Annotated in this window: 10 protein-coding genes; 8 read left to right on the top strand and 2 right to left on the bottom strand. The window is 64.1% G+C overall.

Annotated elements, in window-relative coordinates; translation table 11 throughout:
* Positions 1-3: 3 nt before the first annotated feature.
* Genes thiB through thiQ form a run of 3 tightly spaced genes read left to right on the top strand, consistent with a single transcriptional unit; the run spans position 4 to position 3,264 of the window.
* Entirely contained in the window at positions 4-987 is a 984-nt protein-coding gene (gene thiB, locus ENGE1_RS07450; protein WP_048253184.1) for a thiamine ABC transporter substrate binding subunit, read from the top strand.
* Positions 963-2,573 (top strand): thiamine/thiamine pyrophosphate ABC transporter permease ThiP, encoded by a 1,611-nt coding sequence (gene thiP, locus ENGE1_RS07445; RefSeq protein ID WP_048253185.1) that lies wholly within the window; start codon positions 963-965, stop codon positions 2,571-2,573. Before thiB ends, thiP begins: the two co-directional genes overlap by 25 nt.
* Positions 2,557-3,264, top strand: coding sequence for a thiamine ABC transporter ATP-binding protein ThiQ (gene thiQ, locus ENGE1_RS07440; protein ID WP_048253186.1), 708 nt, complete (start codon positions 2,557-2,559; stop codon positions 3,262-3,264). The genes thiP and thiQ overlap by 17 nt, the downstream gene beginning before the upstream one ends.
* Here thiQ and ENGE1_RS07435 read toward each other — a convergent pair.
* Positions 3,254-4,018: a DedA family protein gene (locus ENGE1_RS07435; protein ID WP_045287592.1), complete on the bottom strand. Its 765-nt coding sequence runs from the start codon at positions 4,016-4,018 to the stop codon at positions 3,254-3,256. The genes thiQ and ENGE1_RS07435 overlap by 11 nt on opposite strands.
* A gap of 79 nt (positions 4,019-4,097) precedes the next feature.
* Complete coding sequence (gene araC / locus ENGE1_RS07430) at positions 4,098-4,949, bottom strand: arabinose operon transcriptional regulator AraC (RefSeq protein ID WP_043086790.1); 852 nt, start codon at positions 4,947-4,949, stop codon at positions 4,098-4,100.
* 214 nt (positions 4,950-5,163) lie between these two features.
* On the opposite strand from araC, the gene araB reads away from it, so the two are divergent.
* The 5 genes from araB to rapA all read left to right on the top strand — a co-directional run bounded on the left by araB (position 5,164) and on the right by rapA (position 14,600).
* On the top strand, positions 5,164-6,867 hold the full coding sequence (gene araB, locus ENGE1_RS07425; RefSeq protein WP_048253187.1) for a ribulokinase: 1,704 nt from the start codon (positions 5,164-5,166) through the stop codon (positions 6,865-6,867).
* Between the two features lie 10 nt (positions 6,868-6,877).
* A complete protein-coding gene (gene araA / locus ENGE1_RS07420) occupies positions 6,878-8,380 on the top strand; it encodes an L-arabinose isomerase (protein WP_048253188.1) in 1,503 nt (500 codons plus the stop codon).
* A 52-nt stretch (positions 8,381-8,432) separates the two neighbouring features.
* Positions 8,433-9,128, top strand: a complete 696-nt coding sequence (araD, locus tag ENGE1_RS07415; RefSeq protein ID WP_048253189.1) for an L-ribulose-5-phosphate 4-epimerase — start codon at positions 8,433-8,435, stop codon at positions 9,126-9,128.
* Positions 9,129-9,203: 75 nt separating this feature from the next.
* Positions 9,204-11,561, top strand: coding sequence for a DNA polymerase II (gene polB, locus ENGE1_RS07410; protein WP_048253265.1), 2,358 nt, complete (start codon positions 9,204-9,206; stop codon positions 11,559-11,561).
* Between the two features lie 132 nt (positions 11,562-11,693).
* Positions 11,694-14,600, top strand: coding sequence for an RNA polymerase-associated protein RapA (rapA, locus tag ENGE1_RS07405; protein WP_043086036.1), 2,907 nt, complete (start codon positions 11,694-11,696; stop codon positions 14,598-14,600).
* Positions 14,601-14,610: the final 10 nt, after the last annotated feature.

The raw sequence follows: 14,610 nt of genomic DNA, 5'->3' as shown, positions 1-14,610 counted from the left end.
AAAGTGTTCAAAAAACTGCTGCCGCTGCTGGCGCTTGTCAGCTTTTCCGCCCTGGCTAAGCCGGTGCTGACCGTCTACACCTACGACTCCTTTTCCGCCGACTGGGGCCCCGGCCCGGCGGTCAAAAAAGCCTTTGAGGCCGACTGCGGCTGCGAGCTGAAGTACGTGGCGCTGGAGGACGGCGTCTCGCTGCTTAATCGCCTGCGGATGGAAGGGAAAAACAGCAAGGCCGACGTGGTGCTGGGCCTGGATAACAACCTGCTGCAGGCGGCGCAGCAAACCGGGCTGTTTGCCAAAAGCGGCGTAAACACGGACGGGCTAAACGTGCCCGGCGGCTGGCATAGCGATACCTTTGTTCCCTTCGATTACGGCTACTTCGCCTTTGTCTACGACAAAAACAGGCTGAAAAATCCGCCCGCCAGCCTGAAAGAGCTGGTTGAGAGTCCGACCAAATGGCGGGTTATCTATGAAGATCCGCGCACCAGCACCCCAGGCCTCGGCCTGCTGCTGTGGATGCAAAAAGTCTACGGCGATAAGGCGCCCGACGCCTGGCAGAAGCTGGCGGCCAAAACGGTCACCGTCACCAAAGGCTGGAGCGAAGCCTACGGCCTGTTCCTCAAGGGTGAAGGCGATCTGGTCCTCAGCTATACCACCTCCCCGGCCTACCACATTATTGAAGAGAAAAAAGACAACTACGCCGCGGCCAGTTTTGCCGAGGGCCACTATCTGCAGGTAGAGGTTGCCGCCCGCACCGCCGCCGGCAAACAGCCGGAACTGGCGCAGAAGTTCCTCAACTTTATGGTCAGCCCGGCGTTCCAGAAGGCGATCCCCACCGGCAACTGGATGTATCCGGTCACCGGGGTGGCGCTGCCCGACGGCTTTAGCGGCCTGGTCAAACCCGCCGCTCCTCTTGCGTACAGCGCGGAAGAGGTCGCGGAAAACCGACAGAACTGGATCCGCCAGTGGCAGCGCGCGGTCAGCCGCTGATCGCCGGCTGGCTGGCGCCGGGGCTGGCGGTTGCCGCGCTGACGCTCGGCGTCGCGCTGGCGGCAATGCTGGCCCTGCTGCTCAATGCCCCAGCCTGCGGCTGGGCCGACTTTCTGCAGGACAGCTACCTGTGGCACGTGGTGCGCTTCTCCTTCTGGCAGGCGCTGCTTTCCGCCCTCCTGTCGGTGGTTCCGGCGATGTTCCTCGCCCGCGCCCTCTATCGCCGCCGCTTCCCCGGCCGCGGCGCGCTGCTGCGCCTGTGCGCCATGACCCTGATCCTGCCGGTGCTGGTGGCGGTATTTGGCATCCTCAGCGTCTACGGCCACCAGGGCTGGCTGGCGCAGCTGTTTCGCGCGCTCGGCCTGCGCTGGACCTTCTCGCCCTACGGCCTGCAGGGCATCCTGCTGGCGCATCTGTTCTTTAATATGCCGATGGCCACCCGCCTGCTGCTGCAGGCGCTGGAGCAGATCCCCGCCGAACAGCGCCAGCTGGCGGCCCAGCTCGGGATGCGCGGCGCCACCTTCTTCCGCTTCGTCGAATGGCCGTGGATGCGGCGCCAGCTGCCGGCCATTGCGGCGCTGATCTTCATGCTCTGCTTCGCCAGCTTCGCCACCGTGCTGGCGCTGGGCGGCGGCCCGCAGGCGACCACCGTCGAGCTTGCCATCTACCAGGCGCTTAACTTTGATTACGATCCCGGCCGGGCGGCAATGCTGGCGCTGGTGCAGATGGCCTGCTGTCTGGGGCTGATGCTGCTCAGCCAGCGCCTGGGCCGGGCCATCTCTCCGGGAACCACGCAGGGCAGCGGCTGGCGTAACCCGGAGGATCGGCTGCACAGCCGGATAGCCGATACTCTGCTGATCGTCCTGCTGCTGGCCCTGATGCTGCCCCCGCTGCTGGCGGTGGTCGCCGACGGCCTCAACCGCCACCTGCCGCAGGTGCTGGCCCAGCCGGTGCTGTGGCAGGCGGCGTGGACCTCGCTGCGCATCGCCATCGCCGCGGGCGCGCTCAGCGTGGCGCTGACCGTGATGCTGCTGTGGAGCAGCCGCGAGCTGTACCTCAGAAAGCTGCCGCTGGCGGGCCAGGGGCTGGAGCTGTGCGGTATGCTGATCCTCGCCATGCCGGGTATCGTGCTGGCCACCGGCTTCTTCCTGCTGCTGAACGATACCGTCGGCCTGCCCGCCTCCGCCGACGGGATCGTCATTTTTACCAATGCGCTGATGGCGGTACCTTACGCGCTGAAGGTGCTGGAAACGCCGATGCGCGATGCCGCTTCGCGCTACGGCCAGCTGTGCGCGTCGCTGGGCGTGCGGGGCCTCAACCGCCTGCGCATCGTCGAGCTGCGGGCGCTGCGCCGGCCGCTGGCGCAGGCGCTGGCTTTTGCCTGCATGCTCTCCGTCGGCGATTTCGGCGTGGTGGCGCTGTTCGGCAACGACGACTTCCGCACTCTGCCGTTCTACCTTTACCAGCAGATTGGCGCCTACCGCAGCGACGACGGAGCGGTCACCGCCCTGCTGCTGCTGCTGCTCTGCTTCCTGCTGTTCACCGTGATTGAAAAACTGGCGGGCCGCCGTGCTAAAACTGAATGATGTGACCTGGCTGTACGAGCATCTGCCGATGCGCTTTACCTTCTCCGCCGATCGCGGCGAGCAGATCGCCGTGCTCGGCCCCAGCGGCGCGGGGAAAAGCACCCTGCTGAGCCTGATCGCCGGCTTCAATACGCCGGTCAGCGGCACGCTGACCATTAACGGCGAGCCGCACGCCGACACGCCGCCGTCCCGACGACCGGTGTCGATGCTGTTTCAGGAAAACAATCTGTTCAGCCACCTGACTATTCGCCAGAACATCGGCCTCGGCATGCATCCGGGGCTGAAGCTCAGCGGCGAGCAGCGCGATCGGCTGGCGGCGATCGCCGCCCGGATGGGCATCGGTGATTTACTGGACCGGCTGCCGGAGGCGCTGTCGGGCGGGCAGCGGCAGCGCGCGGCGCTGGCGCGCTGCCTGGTGCGCCGGCAGCCGGTGCTGCTGCTGGATGAGCCCTTCTCGGCGCTCGATCCGGCGCTGCGTCAGGAGATGCTGACCCTGGTGAGCGACATCAGTCGCGACCAGCAGCTGACGCTGCTGATGGTCTCCCACAGCGTCGAGGATGCGCTGCAGATAGCCCCGCGTTCGCTGGTGGTTGCCGAAGGGCGCATCGTCTGGGACGGCGCGACCCGGGCTCTGCTCAGCGGCAACGCCAGCGCTTCGGGGCTGCTGGGGATCGCCGCCGCTAGCGGCTGACCACCTTCGTCAGAATATCGAGATAGACCGGCATCAGCGGATGGCTGCAGGCGGCGTACAGCGCGACGACCGCCAGCACCGCCAGCACCGGCGTCAGCCACAGCAGCCGCGCGCGCGGCACCCAGCGCGATAGCCAATCGCCTTCGGCCTTATTACGCCACAGCCGCCACGCGGCCCATACCGCCAGCCACAGCAGCAGCGCCGCGCCCAGCAGCAGCCACTTAAAGCCGCTGCTGCGTTCGTCGGAAGGAATGTCGATCGCCGCCCCGGCGAGAATGCCCGGCAGGAAGTAGACCGGCGGCCAGAAAATGCAGCCAATAATATTGGGCGGAATGAATTTCGCCAGCGGCAGGTTGAGCATCCCTGCCACCATCGGGATCAGCGGCCGCGTCGGCCCGACGAAGCGGCCAATCAGCACCGTGACCATGCTGTGCTGGTGCAGGGCGTGCTCGGTTTTATCGAGCAGGGCCTTGTTCTTCTTCATAAACGACCAGCGGTGCAGCGGCTTTTTAAAGCGCCAGCCGAGCCAGAAGGAGATCCAGTCTCCCAGCAGGCAGCCGATAATCCCCGCCAGCCACGCCTGCCAGAAGTTGACCTCGCCGCTGCCGATAAGCGCCCCCAGGCCGGTCATCAGCACCGCGCCGGGCAGAATAAGCCCGACCAGCGCCAGCGATTCCAGAAAGGCCACCAGCGCGACGGCAAACAGCGCGTAGGCCGCCGACTGGGTAATAAAATGTTGCAGGAATGCTTCCATAGGAGATCCGCCAGAAAACCGAACCAGCGATTTTCCAGCCCGGCGCGGGCTTCGTCAAGCCAACAATTGTCTGCGCCGTTTACATATTGGTAACGCCCGCGCGGAACTCGCTCGGGCTGGCGCCGGTACACTTCTTGAAGACCCGCGAAAAGTAGAGCTGATCCTCGAAGCCAACGTTGCGCCCGACGCTGGCGATCGGCATCCGGGTGGTGCTCAGCAGCAGCTTCGCCTGGCTGATGCGCTGATCTTCCCGCCAGCTCAGCACGCTGACGCCGAGCTGCTGGCGGAACAGGTGCGACAGCCTTGAGGGCGAGAGGCAGACGTGGCGGGCGACGCTGGCGATATCAAACTCGCTGTCCGCCAGCCGGTCGCTGATGTACTGGCAGGCATCGCGCACGCGGTTATCCAGCGGCGGATGCAGGGAGGCATTGATAGCCTCGACCCGGCGCAGCAGCAGCTGCTCCAGCAGGTTGATGGCCAGCAGCTCTGAATAGCGCCCGGTGCCCTGCCCGGCGTCGATGATCTGCCCCAGCAGGTCGGCAAAGCGCGGCTGGTCTTTTTCCTCCGGGCGGTAAAAGCCGGTGCGGGCAAACAGGCTCGGCCAGTTGAGCCACTCCTGCCAGTAGGCGCGGGGGCGAAAGTAGACCCACTGGTGGTGCCACTCCCGGGACTCGGGGTGACGGCCGTAGTGGTGAATTTCACCCGGCGGGAAGAGCAGCATATCGCCGGGGCGGCAGATAAACTGCTGGTCGTGGTTTTTAATCACGCCCTCGCCGCGCACCGTCAGATTGAGAATATAGCCCTTCATCCCCAGCGGACGGTCAATATAGAAATCGAGATAGCCGTCGGCTTCAATGGGCGTCAGCCCCGCCACCAGATGGGCGTTAAAAGAGTAGCCGGGTAACAGCGGATCGTTCTGGATTTCAGCCATCGCCATAGTGCGCACCGCCTGCAGATATAGGGAGTATTTGTCCATATTGCCAGCCGCCGGGGAAAGGCAAAAATAGCCTGTGTGATTATTTGCACGGCGTCACACTTTGAGGCGCCATAGCATTATTGTCCATAAGATTAGCGCTACACGCCTGACGCTTTTTGCCGCCAGTCTCTACTGTTTCTCCAGAGCAAAAATCTTCAGGAGAAACACGATGGCAATAGCAATTGGCCTCGATTTTGGCAGCGATTCCGTGCGGGCGCTGGCGGTAGAGTCCGCAACCGGCCGGGAAATCGCCACCCGCGTCGAGTGGTATCCACGCTGGCGGGAGGGCCGCTACTGCGACGCCGCCAACAACCGCTTCCGCCACCACCCGCTGGACTACATCGAGTCGATGGAGACAGCGCTCAGGGCGGTGCTGGATGATTTAGGCCCGCGCCGCGCCGAAGTGGTCGGCATCGGCGTCGACAGTACCGGCTCCACCCCCGCGCCAGTCGACGCCGACGGCAACGTACTGGCGTTGCGCCCGGAGTTTGCCGATAACCCCAACGCCATGTTCGTGCTGTGGAAAGATCACACCGCCGTCGAAGAGGCCGAAGCCATCACCCGCCTCTGCCACCGGCCGGGCAGCGTCGATTACTCCCGCTATATCGGCGGCATCTACTCCAGCGAGTGGTTCTGGGCCAAAATCCTCCACGTCACCCGCGCCGATACGCAGGTGGCGCAGGCGGCCGCCTCGTGGATTGAGCTGTGCGACTGGGTGCCGGCCCTGCTCTCCGGCACCACGCGCCCGCAGGATATCCGCCGGGGCCGCTGCAGCGCCGGGCACAAATCCCTCTGGCATGAGAGCTGGGGCGGACTGCCGCCGGCCAGTTTCTTTGACCAGCTTGACCCGATTATCAACCAGCACCTCGACTACCCGCTGTTCACCGACACCTGGACCGCCGACGCCGCGGTCGGCACCCTGACCGCCGAATGGGCGCAGCGCCTCAATCTGCCGCAGAGCGTGGTGATTTCCGGCGGCGCCTTCGACTGCCACATGGGCGCCGTCGGCGCCGGCGCGCAGCCCAACGCGCTGGTGAAGGTGATAGGCACCTCGACCTGCGACATTCTGGTGGCCGATAAAGAGAGCGTCGGCGACCGCGCGGTGCAGGGGATCTGCGGCCAGGTGGACGGCAGCGTCACGCCCGGCTTTATCGGCATGGAGGCCGGGCAGTCGGCGTTTGGCGATATCTACGCCTGGTTCGGCCGCGTGCTCGGCTGGCCGCTGGAGCAGCTGGCGGCGCAGCATCCGGAGCTGAAGGCGCAGATCGACGCCAGCCGCAGGGATCTGCTGCCGATGCTCACCGAGGCCTGGGCGAAAAACCCGAGCCTGGAGCACCTGCCGGTGGTCCTCGACTGGTTTAACGGCCGCCGCACGCCGAATGCCAACCAGCGCCTGAAAGGCGTCATTACCGACCTCAATCTGGCGACCGATGCACCGGCGCTGTTTGGCGGCCTGGTGGCGGCCACCGCCTTCGGCGCCCGCGCCATTATGGAGTGCTTCACCGACCAGGGCATTCCGGTCAATAACGTGATGGCGCTGGGCGGCATCGCCCGCAAAAACCCGGTGATCATGCAGGCCTGCTGCGACGTGCTGAACCGTCCGCTGCAGATTGTCGCCTCCGATCAGTGCTGCGCCCTCGGCGCCGCTATCTTTGCCGCGGTGGCGGCGGGGGTGCATCAGGATGTACCCGCCGCGCAGCAGAAAATGGCCAGCCGGGTTGAAAAAACGCTCCAGCCTCGCCCGGCGCAGGCCCGGCGTTTCGAACAGCTCTATCAGCGCTATCGCCAGTGGGCAACCAGCGCCGAGCGCCACTATCTCCCTTCCTCAGCACCGGCAGAAAGTCAGTCGGCGCAGGCAGCTCTGTCCCATTAAGGAATAAAACATGACGATTTTCGATAACTATGAAGTGTGGTTTGTGATTGGCAGCCAGCACCTGTACGGCCCGGAAACCCTGCGTCAGGTCACTCAGCACGCCGAGCACGTGGTCAATGCCATGAACGCCGAGGTGAAGCTGCCCTGCAAACTGGTGCTCAAGCCGCTCGGCACCACGCCTGACGAGATAACCCACATCTGCCGCGACGCCAACTACGACGAGAAGTGCGCCGGGATGGTGGTCTGGCTGCACACCTTCTCACCGGCCAAAATGTGGATCAACGGCCTGACTATCCTCAACAAGCCGCTGCTGCAGTTCCACACCCAGTTCAATGCCGCCCTGCCGTGGGACAGCATTGATATGGACTTTATGAACCTCAACCAGACCGCCCACGGCGGCCGCGAGTTCGGCTTTATCGGCGCCAGAATGCGCCTGCAGCATAGCGTGGTCACCGGCCACTGGCAGGACAAGCACGCGCAGGAGCGTATCGGCAGCTGGATGCGCCAGGCCGTTTCTAAGCAGGATACCCGCCACCTGAAAGTCGCCCGCTTCGGCGACAACATGCGCGAAGTGGCGGTTACCGACGGCGATAAAGTGGCGGCGCAGATCAAGTTCGGCTTCTCGGTGAATACCTGGGCGGTTGGCGACCTCGTACAGGTGGTTAACGAGGTAAGCACCGGCGATATCAACGCCCTAGTGGACGAATATGAAAGCAGCTACCGCCTGAGCGCGGCGGCGCAGATCGGCGGCGACAAGCGCCAGAACGTGCTGGACGCGGCGCGTATTGAGCTGGGCATGAAGCGCTTCCTGCAGGAGGGCGGCTTCCACGCTTTTACCACCACCTTTGAAGATCTTCACGGCCTCAAGCAGCTGCCCGGCCTCGCCGTGCAGCGCCTGATGCAGCAGGGCTATGGCTTTGCCGGTGAAGGCGACTGGAAAACCGCCGCCCTGCTACGCATCATGAAAGTGATGTCAACCGGTCTGCGGGGCGGCACCTCCTTTATGGAGGATTACACCTACCACTTTGACGGCGGTAACGATCTGGTGCTGGGCTCCCACATGCTGGAAGTTTGCCCGAGCATCGCCACCGCGGAGAAGCCGCTGCTCGACGTCCAGCACCTCGGCATCGGCGGCAAGGCCGATCCGGCGCGCCTGATCTTTGATACCCAGGCCGGCCCGGCGATCGTCGCCAGCCTGATCGATCTGGGCGATCGCTATCGCCTGCTGGTCAACACCATTGAAACCGTACCGACGCCGCACCGCCTGCCGAAGCTGCCGGTGGCCAACGCCCTGTGGAAAGCACATCCGGATCTTCACACCGCCTCCGAGGCGTGGATCCTCGCCGGCGGCGCGCACCACACCGTGTTCAGCCACGCCCTGACGCTGGAGGATATGCGCCAGTTCGCCGAGCTGCACGATATCGAACTGACGGTCATTGACCAGGATACCCGCCTGCCGGCGTTTAAAGACGCGCTGCGCTGGAACGAGGTCTATTTCGGTTCCAAACGCTAATCTGTCCAGCCCCGGATGCGTCGCCCCCGGCGCATCCGGATGAGGTAACTGCATGTATCAAAAACTCAAACAGCAGGTACTGGAGGCGAATCTCCAGCTGCCGCAGCACAATCTGGTCACCCTGACCTGGGGCAACGTCAGCGCCGTGGACCGCGCGCGCGGCGTACTGGTCATCAAACCCTCCGGCATCGATTACGGCGCCATGACCGCCGACGATATGGTGGTGGTCAGCCTGGAAACCGGCGAGGTGGTGGAAGGCAGCAAAAAGCCCTCCTCCGATACGCCGACCCACCGCCTGCTCTACCGGGCGTTTCCGTCCATCGGAGGCATCGTCCATACCCACTCGCGCCACGCGACCATCTGGGCGCAGGCGGGACAGCCCATTCCGGCCACCGGCACCACCCACGCCGACTACTTCTACGGCAGCATTCCCTGCACCCGCAAAATGACCGATGCCGAGATCAACGGCGAGTACGAGTGGGACACCGGCAAAGTGATCGTCGAAACCTTTAAAAAACAGGGCATTGACGCCGCGCAGATGCCGGGCGTGCTGGTGCACTCCCACGGCCCCTTCGCCTGGGGGAAAAATGCCGAAGACGCGGTACACAACGCCATTGTGCTGGAGGAAATCGCCTATATGGGCATCTTCTGCCGCCAGCTGGCGCCGCAGCTGCCGGAGATGCAGCAGACGCTGCTGGACAAGCACTACCTGCGCAAGCACGGAGCGAAAGCCTACTACGGCCAGTAATACCTGTATAAAATCACAGCATGTCGCCGCCATTCGGGTTATACTCACTTCCTGTTTATTGTTTGAGTGGCGCGCGTGATCCAGCAACGACAAGGCTTTCTCTTAACCCGCCACTGGCGTGACGGCCGGCAGGGCACCGAGGTCACCTTCTGGCTAGCCACCGACGACGGGCCGCTGAAGGTGACCCTGCCGCCCCAGGAGTCGGTGGCCTTTATCCCCGAAGCCCAGCGCGCGCAGGCTGAACGGCTTCTCGTCGGCGAACGCGACGCCCGCCTCGCGCCGCTGGCGCTGCGGGACTTTCACCGCCGCCCGGTGTTTGGCCTCTACTGCCGCTCGCACCGCCAGCTGATGCGCCTCGAGAAGCTGCTGCGCGAAGGCGGCGTCACCGTCTATGAAGCCGACGTGCGCCCGCCGGAGCGCTACCTGATGGAGCGCTTTATCACTGCCCCGGTGCGGGTCGAAGGCGAGCCGCGCGCCGGCGCGCTGGTCAACGCCCGGCTAAAGCCCGCCCCCGATTACCGCCCGCCGCTGAAGTGGGTATCGCTGGATATCGAAACCACCCGCCGGGGCGAACTCTACTGCATCGGCCTTGAGGGCTGCGGTCAGCGGGTTGTCTATATGCTCGGCCCGGAAAACGGCGACGCCAGCGGGCTAGACTTCCGGCTGGAGTACGTCGCCAGCCGCCCGCTGCTGCTGGAAAGGCTCAACGCCTGGTTTGCCGAGCACGATCCGGATCTGGTCATCGGCTGGAACCTGGTGCAGTTCGACCTTAAAGTGCTGCAGAAGCACGCCGAGCGCTACCGCATTCCGCTGACCCTCGGGCGCGGCGGCGCGGAGATGGAGTGGCGCGAGCACGGCTTTAAAAACGGCGTCTTCTTCGCCCAGGCCGAAGGCCGGCTGATTATCGACGGCATTGAGGCGCTGAAGTCCGCCTTCTGGAATTTCCCCTCCTTCTCGCTGGAGGCCGTCGCCCGCGAGCTGCTGGGGGAAGGTAAATCTATCGACAATCCGTGGGACCGGATGGACGAAATTGACCGCCGCTTCGCCGAAGATAAGCCCGCGCTCGCTACCTATAACCTCAAGGACTGTGAGCTGGTCACGCGCATCTTCCACAAAACTGAGATCGTGCCCTTCCTGCTGGAGCGCGCCACGGTCAACGGCCTGCCCGCCGACCGCCACGGCGGCTCGGTGGCCGCCTTCAGCCACCTCTATTTTCCGCGTATGCACCGGCTCGGCTACGTGGCACCCAACCTCGGCGAGGTGCCGCCGCAGGCCAGCCCCGGCGGCTACGTCATGGACTCCCGGCCCGGGCTATACGACTCGGTGCTGGTGCTGGACTACAAGAGCCTCTATCCGTCGATTATCCGCACCTTTCTGATCGATCCGGTCGGGCTGGTGGAGGGCATGGCGCAGCCGGACGCGCAGCACAGTACCGAAGGCTTCCTCGACGCGTGGTTCTCGCGGGAGAAGCACTGCCTGCCGCAGATCGTCAGCCAGATCTGGCACGGCCGCGACGACGCCAAGGCCCGCGGCAACAAGCCGCTCTCCCAGGCGCTGAAGATCATCATGAACGCCTTCTACGGCGTGCTGGGCACCAGCGCCTGCCGCTTCTTCGATCCCCGGCTGGCCTCGTCGATCACCATGCGCGGCCACGCGATCATGCGCCAGACCAGAGCGCTGATCGAGGCGCAGGGCTACGACGTCATTTACGGCGATACCGACTCGACCTTCGTCTGGCTGAAGCGCGCACGCGGTGAGGAAGAAGCTGCGGCGATCGGCCGCGAACTGGTCGATTTCGTTAACAGCTGGTGGCGCAGCGCGCTGGAGCAAGAGGGCCTCACCAGCGCCCTGGAGCTGGAGTACGAAACCCACTTCTGCCGCTTCCTGATGCCGACCATTCGCGGCGCCGACACCGGCAGCAAAAAGCGCTACGCCGGCATGATCCAGCGCGAAGACGAGCAGCAGATGGTGTTCAAGGGGCTGGAGACGGTGCGCACCGACTGGACGCCGCTGGCCCAGCAGTTTCAGCAGGAGCTTTACCGGCGTATATTCCGCCGCGAGCCGTACAAGGCGTTTATCCGCGACACCATCGACAGGCTGATGGCGGGCGAGCTGGACGACCGGCTGGTGTACCGCAAGCAGCTGCGGCGCCCGCTGGCGGAGTACCAGCGCAACGTTCCGCCCCACGTGCGCGCCGCAAGGCTTGCAGACGAGCATAACGCCAGGCTCGGACGGCCCCTGCAGTATCAGTCCCGGGGCAGCATCAAATATGTCTGGACCCTCGCCGGGCCTGAACCGGCGAGCTACCAGCAGTCGCCGCTGGACTATGAACACTACCTGAGCAAACAGCTTGAGCCGGTGGCGGAAGGAATTTTACCTTTTGTTAACGATGATTTTGCTACAATACTCACGGGGCAACTGGGGCTATTTTGACGCGTGACGAATCCGATAGCATCCAGTACCATAGCGCCCTTTCCAAATTCCTGGACCCAATTTTTGCCCACCGTAACTGAGGTTACGGGGCGCAATCTTTGCCTGCAATTCAAGATATAGAGCTCAAATTATATGCCTTTTACACTTGGTCAACGCTGGATCAGCGATACAGAAAGCGAACTGGGATTAGGGACGGTGGTTGCGCTGGACGCGCGGATGGTAACCCTGCTCTTCCCGGCTACCGGAGAAAATCGACTGTACGCCCGCAATGATTCCCCAATCACCCGCGTGATGTTCAATCCGGGCGATGTCATCACCAGCCACGAAGGCTGGCAGCTGCGCGTTGATGAGGTAAAAGAAGAGAATGGCCTGCTGGCCTATACCGGCACCCGGCTCGACAGCGACGAGGCCGACGTTACCCTGCGCGAAGTGCTGCTCGACAGCAAGCTGGTGTTCAGCAAGCCGCAGGACCGCCTGTTCGCCGGGCAGATTGACCGCATGGACCGCTTCGCCCTGCGCTACCGCGCCCGCAAATACCAGAGCGAACAGTACCGGATGCCGTGGAGCGGCCTGCGCGGCCAGCGCACCAGCCTGATCCCGCACCAGCTGAATATCGCCCACGACGTTGGCCGCCGCCACGCGCCGCGCGTGCTGCTGGCGGACGAAGTGGGCCTCGGTAAGACCATTGAAGCCGGGATGATCCTGCACCAGCAGCTGCTTTCCGGCGCCGCCGAGCGCGTGCTGGTGATCGTCCCGGAAACTCTCCAGCACCAGTGGCTGGTTGAGATGCTGCGCCGCTTCAACCTGCGCTTCGCCCTGTTTGACGACGAGCGCTACGCCGAAGCCCAGCACGATGCGACCAACCCGTTTGAAACCGAGCAGCTGATTATCTGCTCGCTGGACTTCGTGCGCCGCAGCAAACAGCGTCTGGAGCACCTGTGCGACGCCGAGTGGGACATTATGGTGGTGGACGAAGCCCACCACCTGGTGTGGAGTGAAGAAGCCCCGAGCCGCGAGTATCAGGCCATCGAACAGCTGGCCGAACGCGTGCCGGGCGTGCTGCTGCTCACCGCCACCCCGGAACAGCTGGGGATGGAGAGCCACTTCGCCCGCCTGCGCCTGCTGGACCCGAGCCGCTTCCATGATTTTGCCCAGTTTGTCGAAGAGCAGCAGAACTACCGCCCGGTGGCCGACGCCGTTTCCCTGCTGCTGAGCGGCGACAGGCTCAACAACGACCAGCTGAACGCCCTGAGCGAGCTGATTGGCGAACAGGATATCGAGCCGCTGCTGCAGACCGCCAACAGCGACCGCGACGGCGCTGAAAGCGCCCGTCAGGAGCTGATTTCGATGCTGATGGACCGCCACGGCACCAGCCGGGTGCTGTTCCGCAACACCCGCAACGGCGTCAAAGGCTTCCCGCAGCGCGAGCTGCACACCATCAAGCTGCCGCTGCCGACCCAGTATCAGACCGCGATTAAAGTCTCCGGCATTATGGGGGCGCGCAAAACTGCCGAAGAGCGCGCCCGCGATATGCTCTATCCGGAGCAGATCTATCAGGAGTTTGAAGGCGATACCGGTACCTGGTGGAACTTCGACCCGCGCGTCGAGTGGCTGATGGGCTATCTTACCAGCCACCGCTCGCAGAAGGTGCTGGTGATCTGCGCTAAAGCCGCCACCGCCCTGCAGCTGGAGCAGGTGCTGCGCGAGCGCGAGGGCATCCGCGCGGCGGTGTTCCACGAAGGTATGTCGATTATCGAACGCGACCGCGCCGCGGCGTGGTTTGCCGAAGAGGACACCGGCGCCCAGGTGCTGCTGTGCTCTGAAATCGGCTCCGAAGGCCGCAACTTCCAGTTCGCCAGCCAGCTGGTGATGTTCGATCTGCCGTTCAACCCGGACCTGCTGGAGCAGCGCATCGGCCGCCTCGACCGCATCGGCCAGGCCCACGATATTCAGATCCACGTCCCGTACCTCGAAAAAACCGCCCAGTCGGTGCTGGTACGCTGGTTCCACGAAGGGCTGGACGCCTTCGAGCACACCTGCCCGACCGGCCGCGCGATATACGATAGCGTCCACGGGGAGCTGATTAACTATCTCGCCGCTCCGGAGAGCACCGACGGCTTTGACGAGCTCATTAAGCGCTGCCGCGAAGAGCACGACGCCCTCAAGGCGCAGCTGGAGCAGGGCCGCGACCGCCTGCTGGAGATCCACTCCAGCGGCGGCGCGAAGGGTCAGCAGCTGGCGGAGAGCATCGAAGAGCAGGATGACGACACCGGTCTTATCAGCTTCGCCATGAACCTGTTCGATATCATCGGCATCAACCAGGACGACCGCGGCGATAACCTGATCGTGCTGACGCCGTCCGACCATATGCTGGTGCCGGACTTCCCGGGCCTGCCGGAAGACGGCTGCACCGTCACCTTCGAGCGCGACGTGGCGCTCTCCCGCGAAGACGCCCAGTTCCTCACCTGGGAGCATCCGCTGATCCGCAACGGCCTGGATCTTATTCTCTCCGGCGATACCGGCAGCAGCACCATTTCCCTGCTGAAGAATAAGGCCCTGCCGGTCGGCACCCTGCTGCTGGAGCTGATTTACGTGGTTGAGGCCCAGGCGCCGAAGCAGCTGCAGCTGCATCGCTTCCTGCCGCCGACGCCGGTGCGTATGCTGGTCGACAAAGCCGGCAATAACCTTGCCGGCCAGGTGGAGTTTGAGAGCTTTAACCGCCAGCTGAGCGCGGTCAACCGCCACACCGGCAGCAAGCTGGTCAACGCGGTGCAGCAGGACGTGCACGCGATCCTGCAGCAGGGCGAAGCGCAGGTGGAAAAAGCCGCCCAGGCGCTGATTGAGTCCGCCCGCCGCGAAGCCGACGAGAAGCTGAGCGCCGAGCTGGCGCGCCTTGAAGCGCTGAAGGCGGTGAACCCCAACATCCGCGACGACGAGCTGGAAGCGATCGAAAGCAACCGTCAGCAGGTGCTGGAGAGCCTCGCCCAGGCCGGCTGGCGGCTCGATGCGCTGCGCCTGATCGTCGTGACGCATCAGTAAGGGCGCGCCG

Source organism: Pluralibacter gergoviae ATCC 33028 = NBRC 105706, assembly GCF_001598855.1.
Classification (GTDB): domain Bacteria; phylum Pseudomonadota; class Gammaproteobacteria; order Enterobacterales; family Enterobacteriaceae; genus Pluralibacter; species Pluralibacter gergoviae.
This window is presented reverse-complemented; position numbering and strand designations above follow the sequence as displayed.

What these genes read in the sequence shown, in the direction of transcription:
- araD (WP_048253189.1), top strand. Translation starts at nt 8,433, where the DNA reads ATGTATCAAAAACTCAAACAGCAGGTACTGGAGGCGAATCTCCAGCTG.
- ENGE1_RS07435 (WP_045287592.1), bottom strand. Translation starts at nt 4,018, where the DNA reads ATGGAAGCATTCCTGCAACATTTTATTACCCAGTCGGCGGCCTACGCG.
- araB (WP_048253187.1), top strand. Translation starts at nt 5,164, where the DNA reads ATGGCAATAGCAATTGGCCTCGATTTTGGCAGCGATTCCGTGCGGGCG.
- rapA (WP_043086036.1), top strand. Translation starts at nt 11,694, where the DNA reads ATGCCTTTTACACTTGGTCAACGCTGGATCAGCGATACAGAAAGCGAA.
- araA (WP_048253188.1), top strand. Translation starts at nt 6,878, where the DNA reads ATGACGATTTTCGATAACTATGAAGTGTGGTTTGTGATTGGCAGCCAG.
- araC (WP_043086790.1), bottom strand. Translation starts at nt 4,949, where the DNA reads ATGGCTGAAATCCAGAACGATCCGCTGTTACCCGGCTACTCTTTTAAC.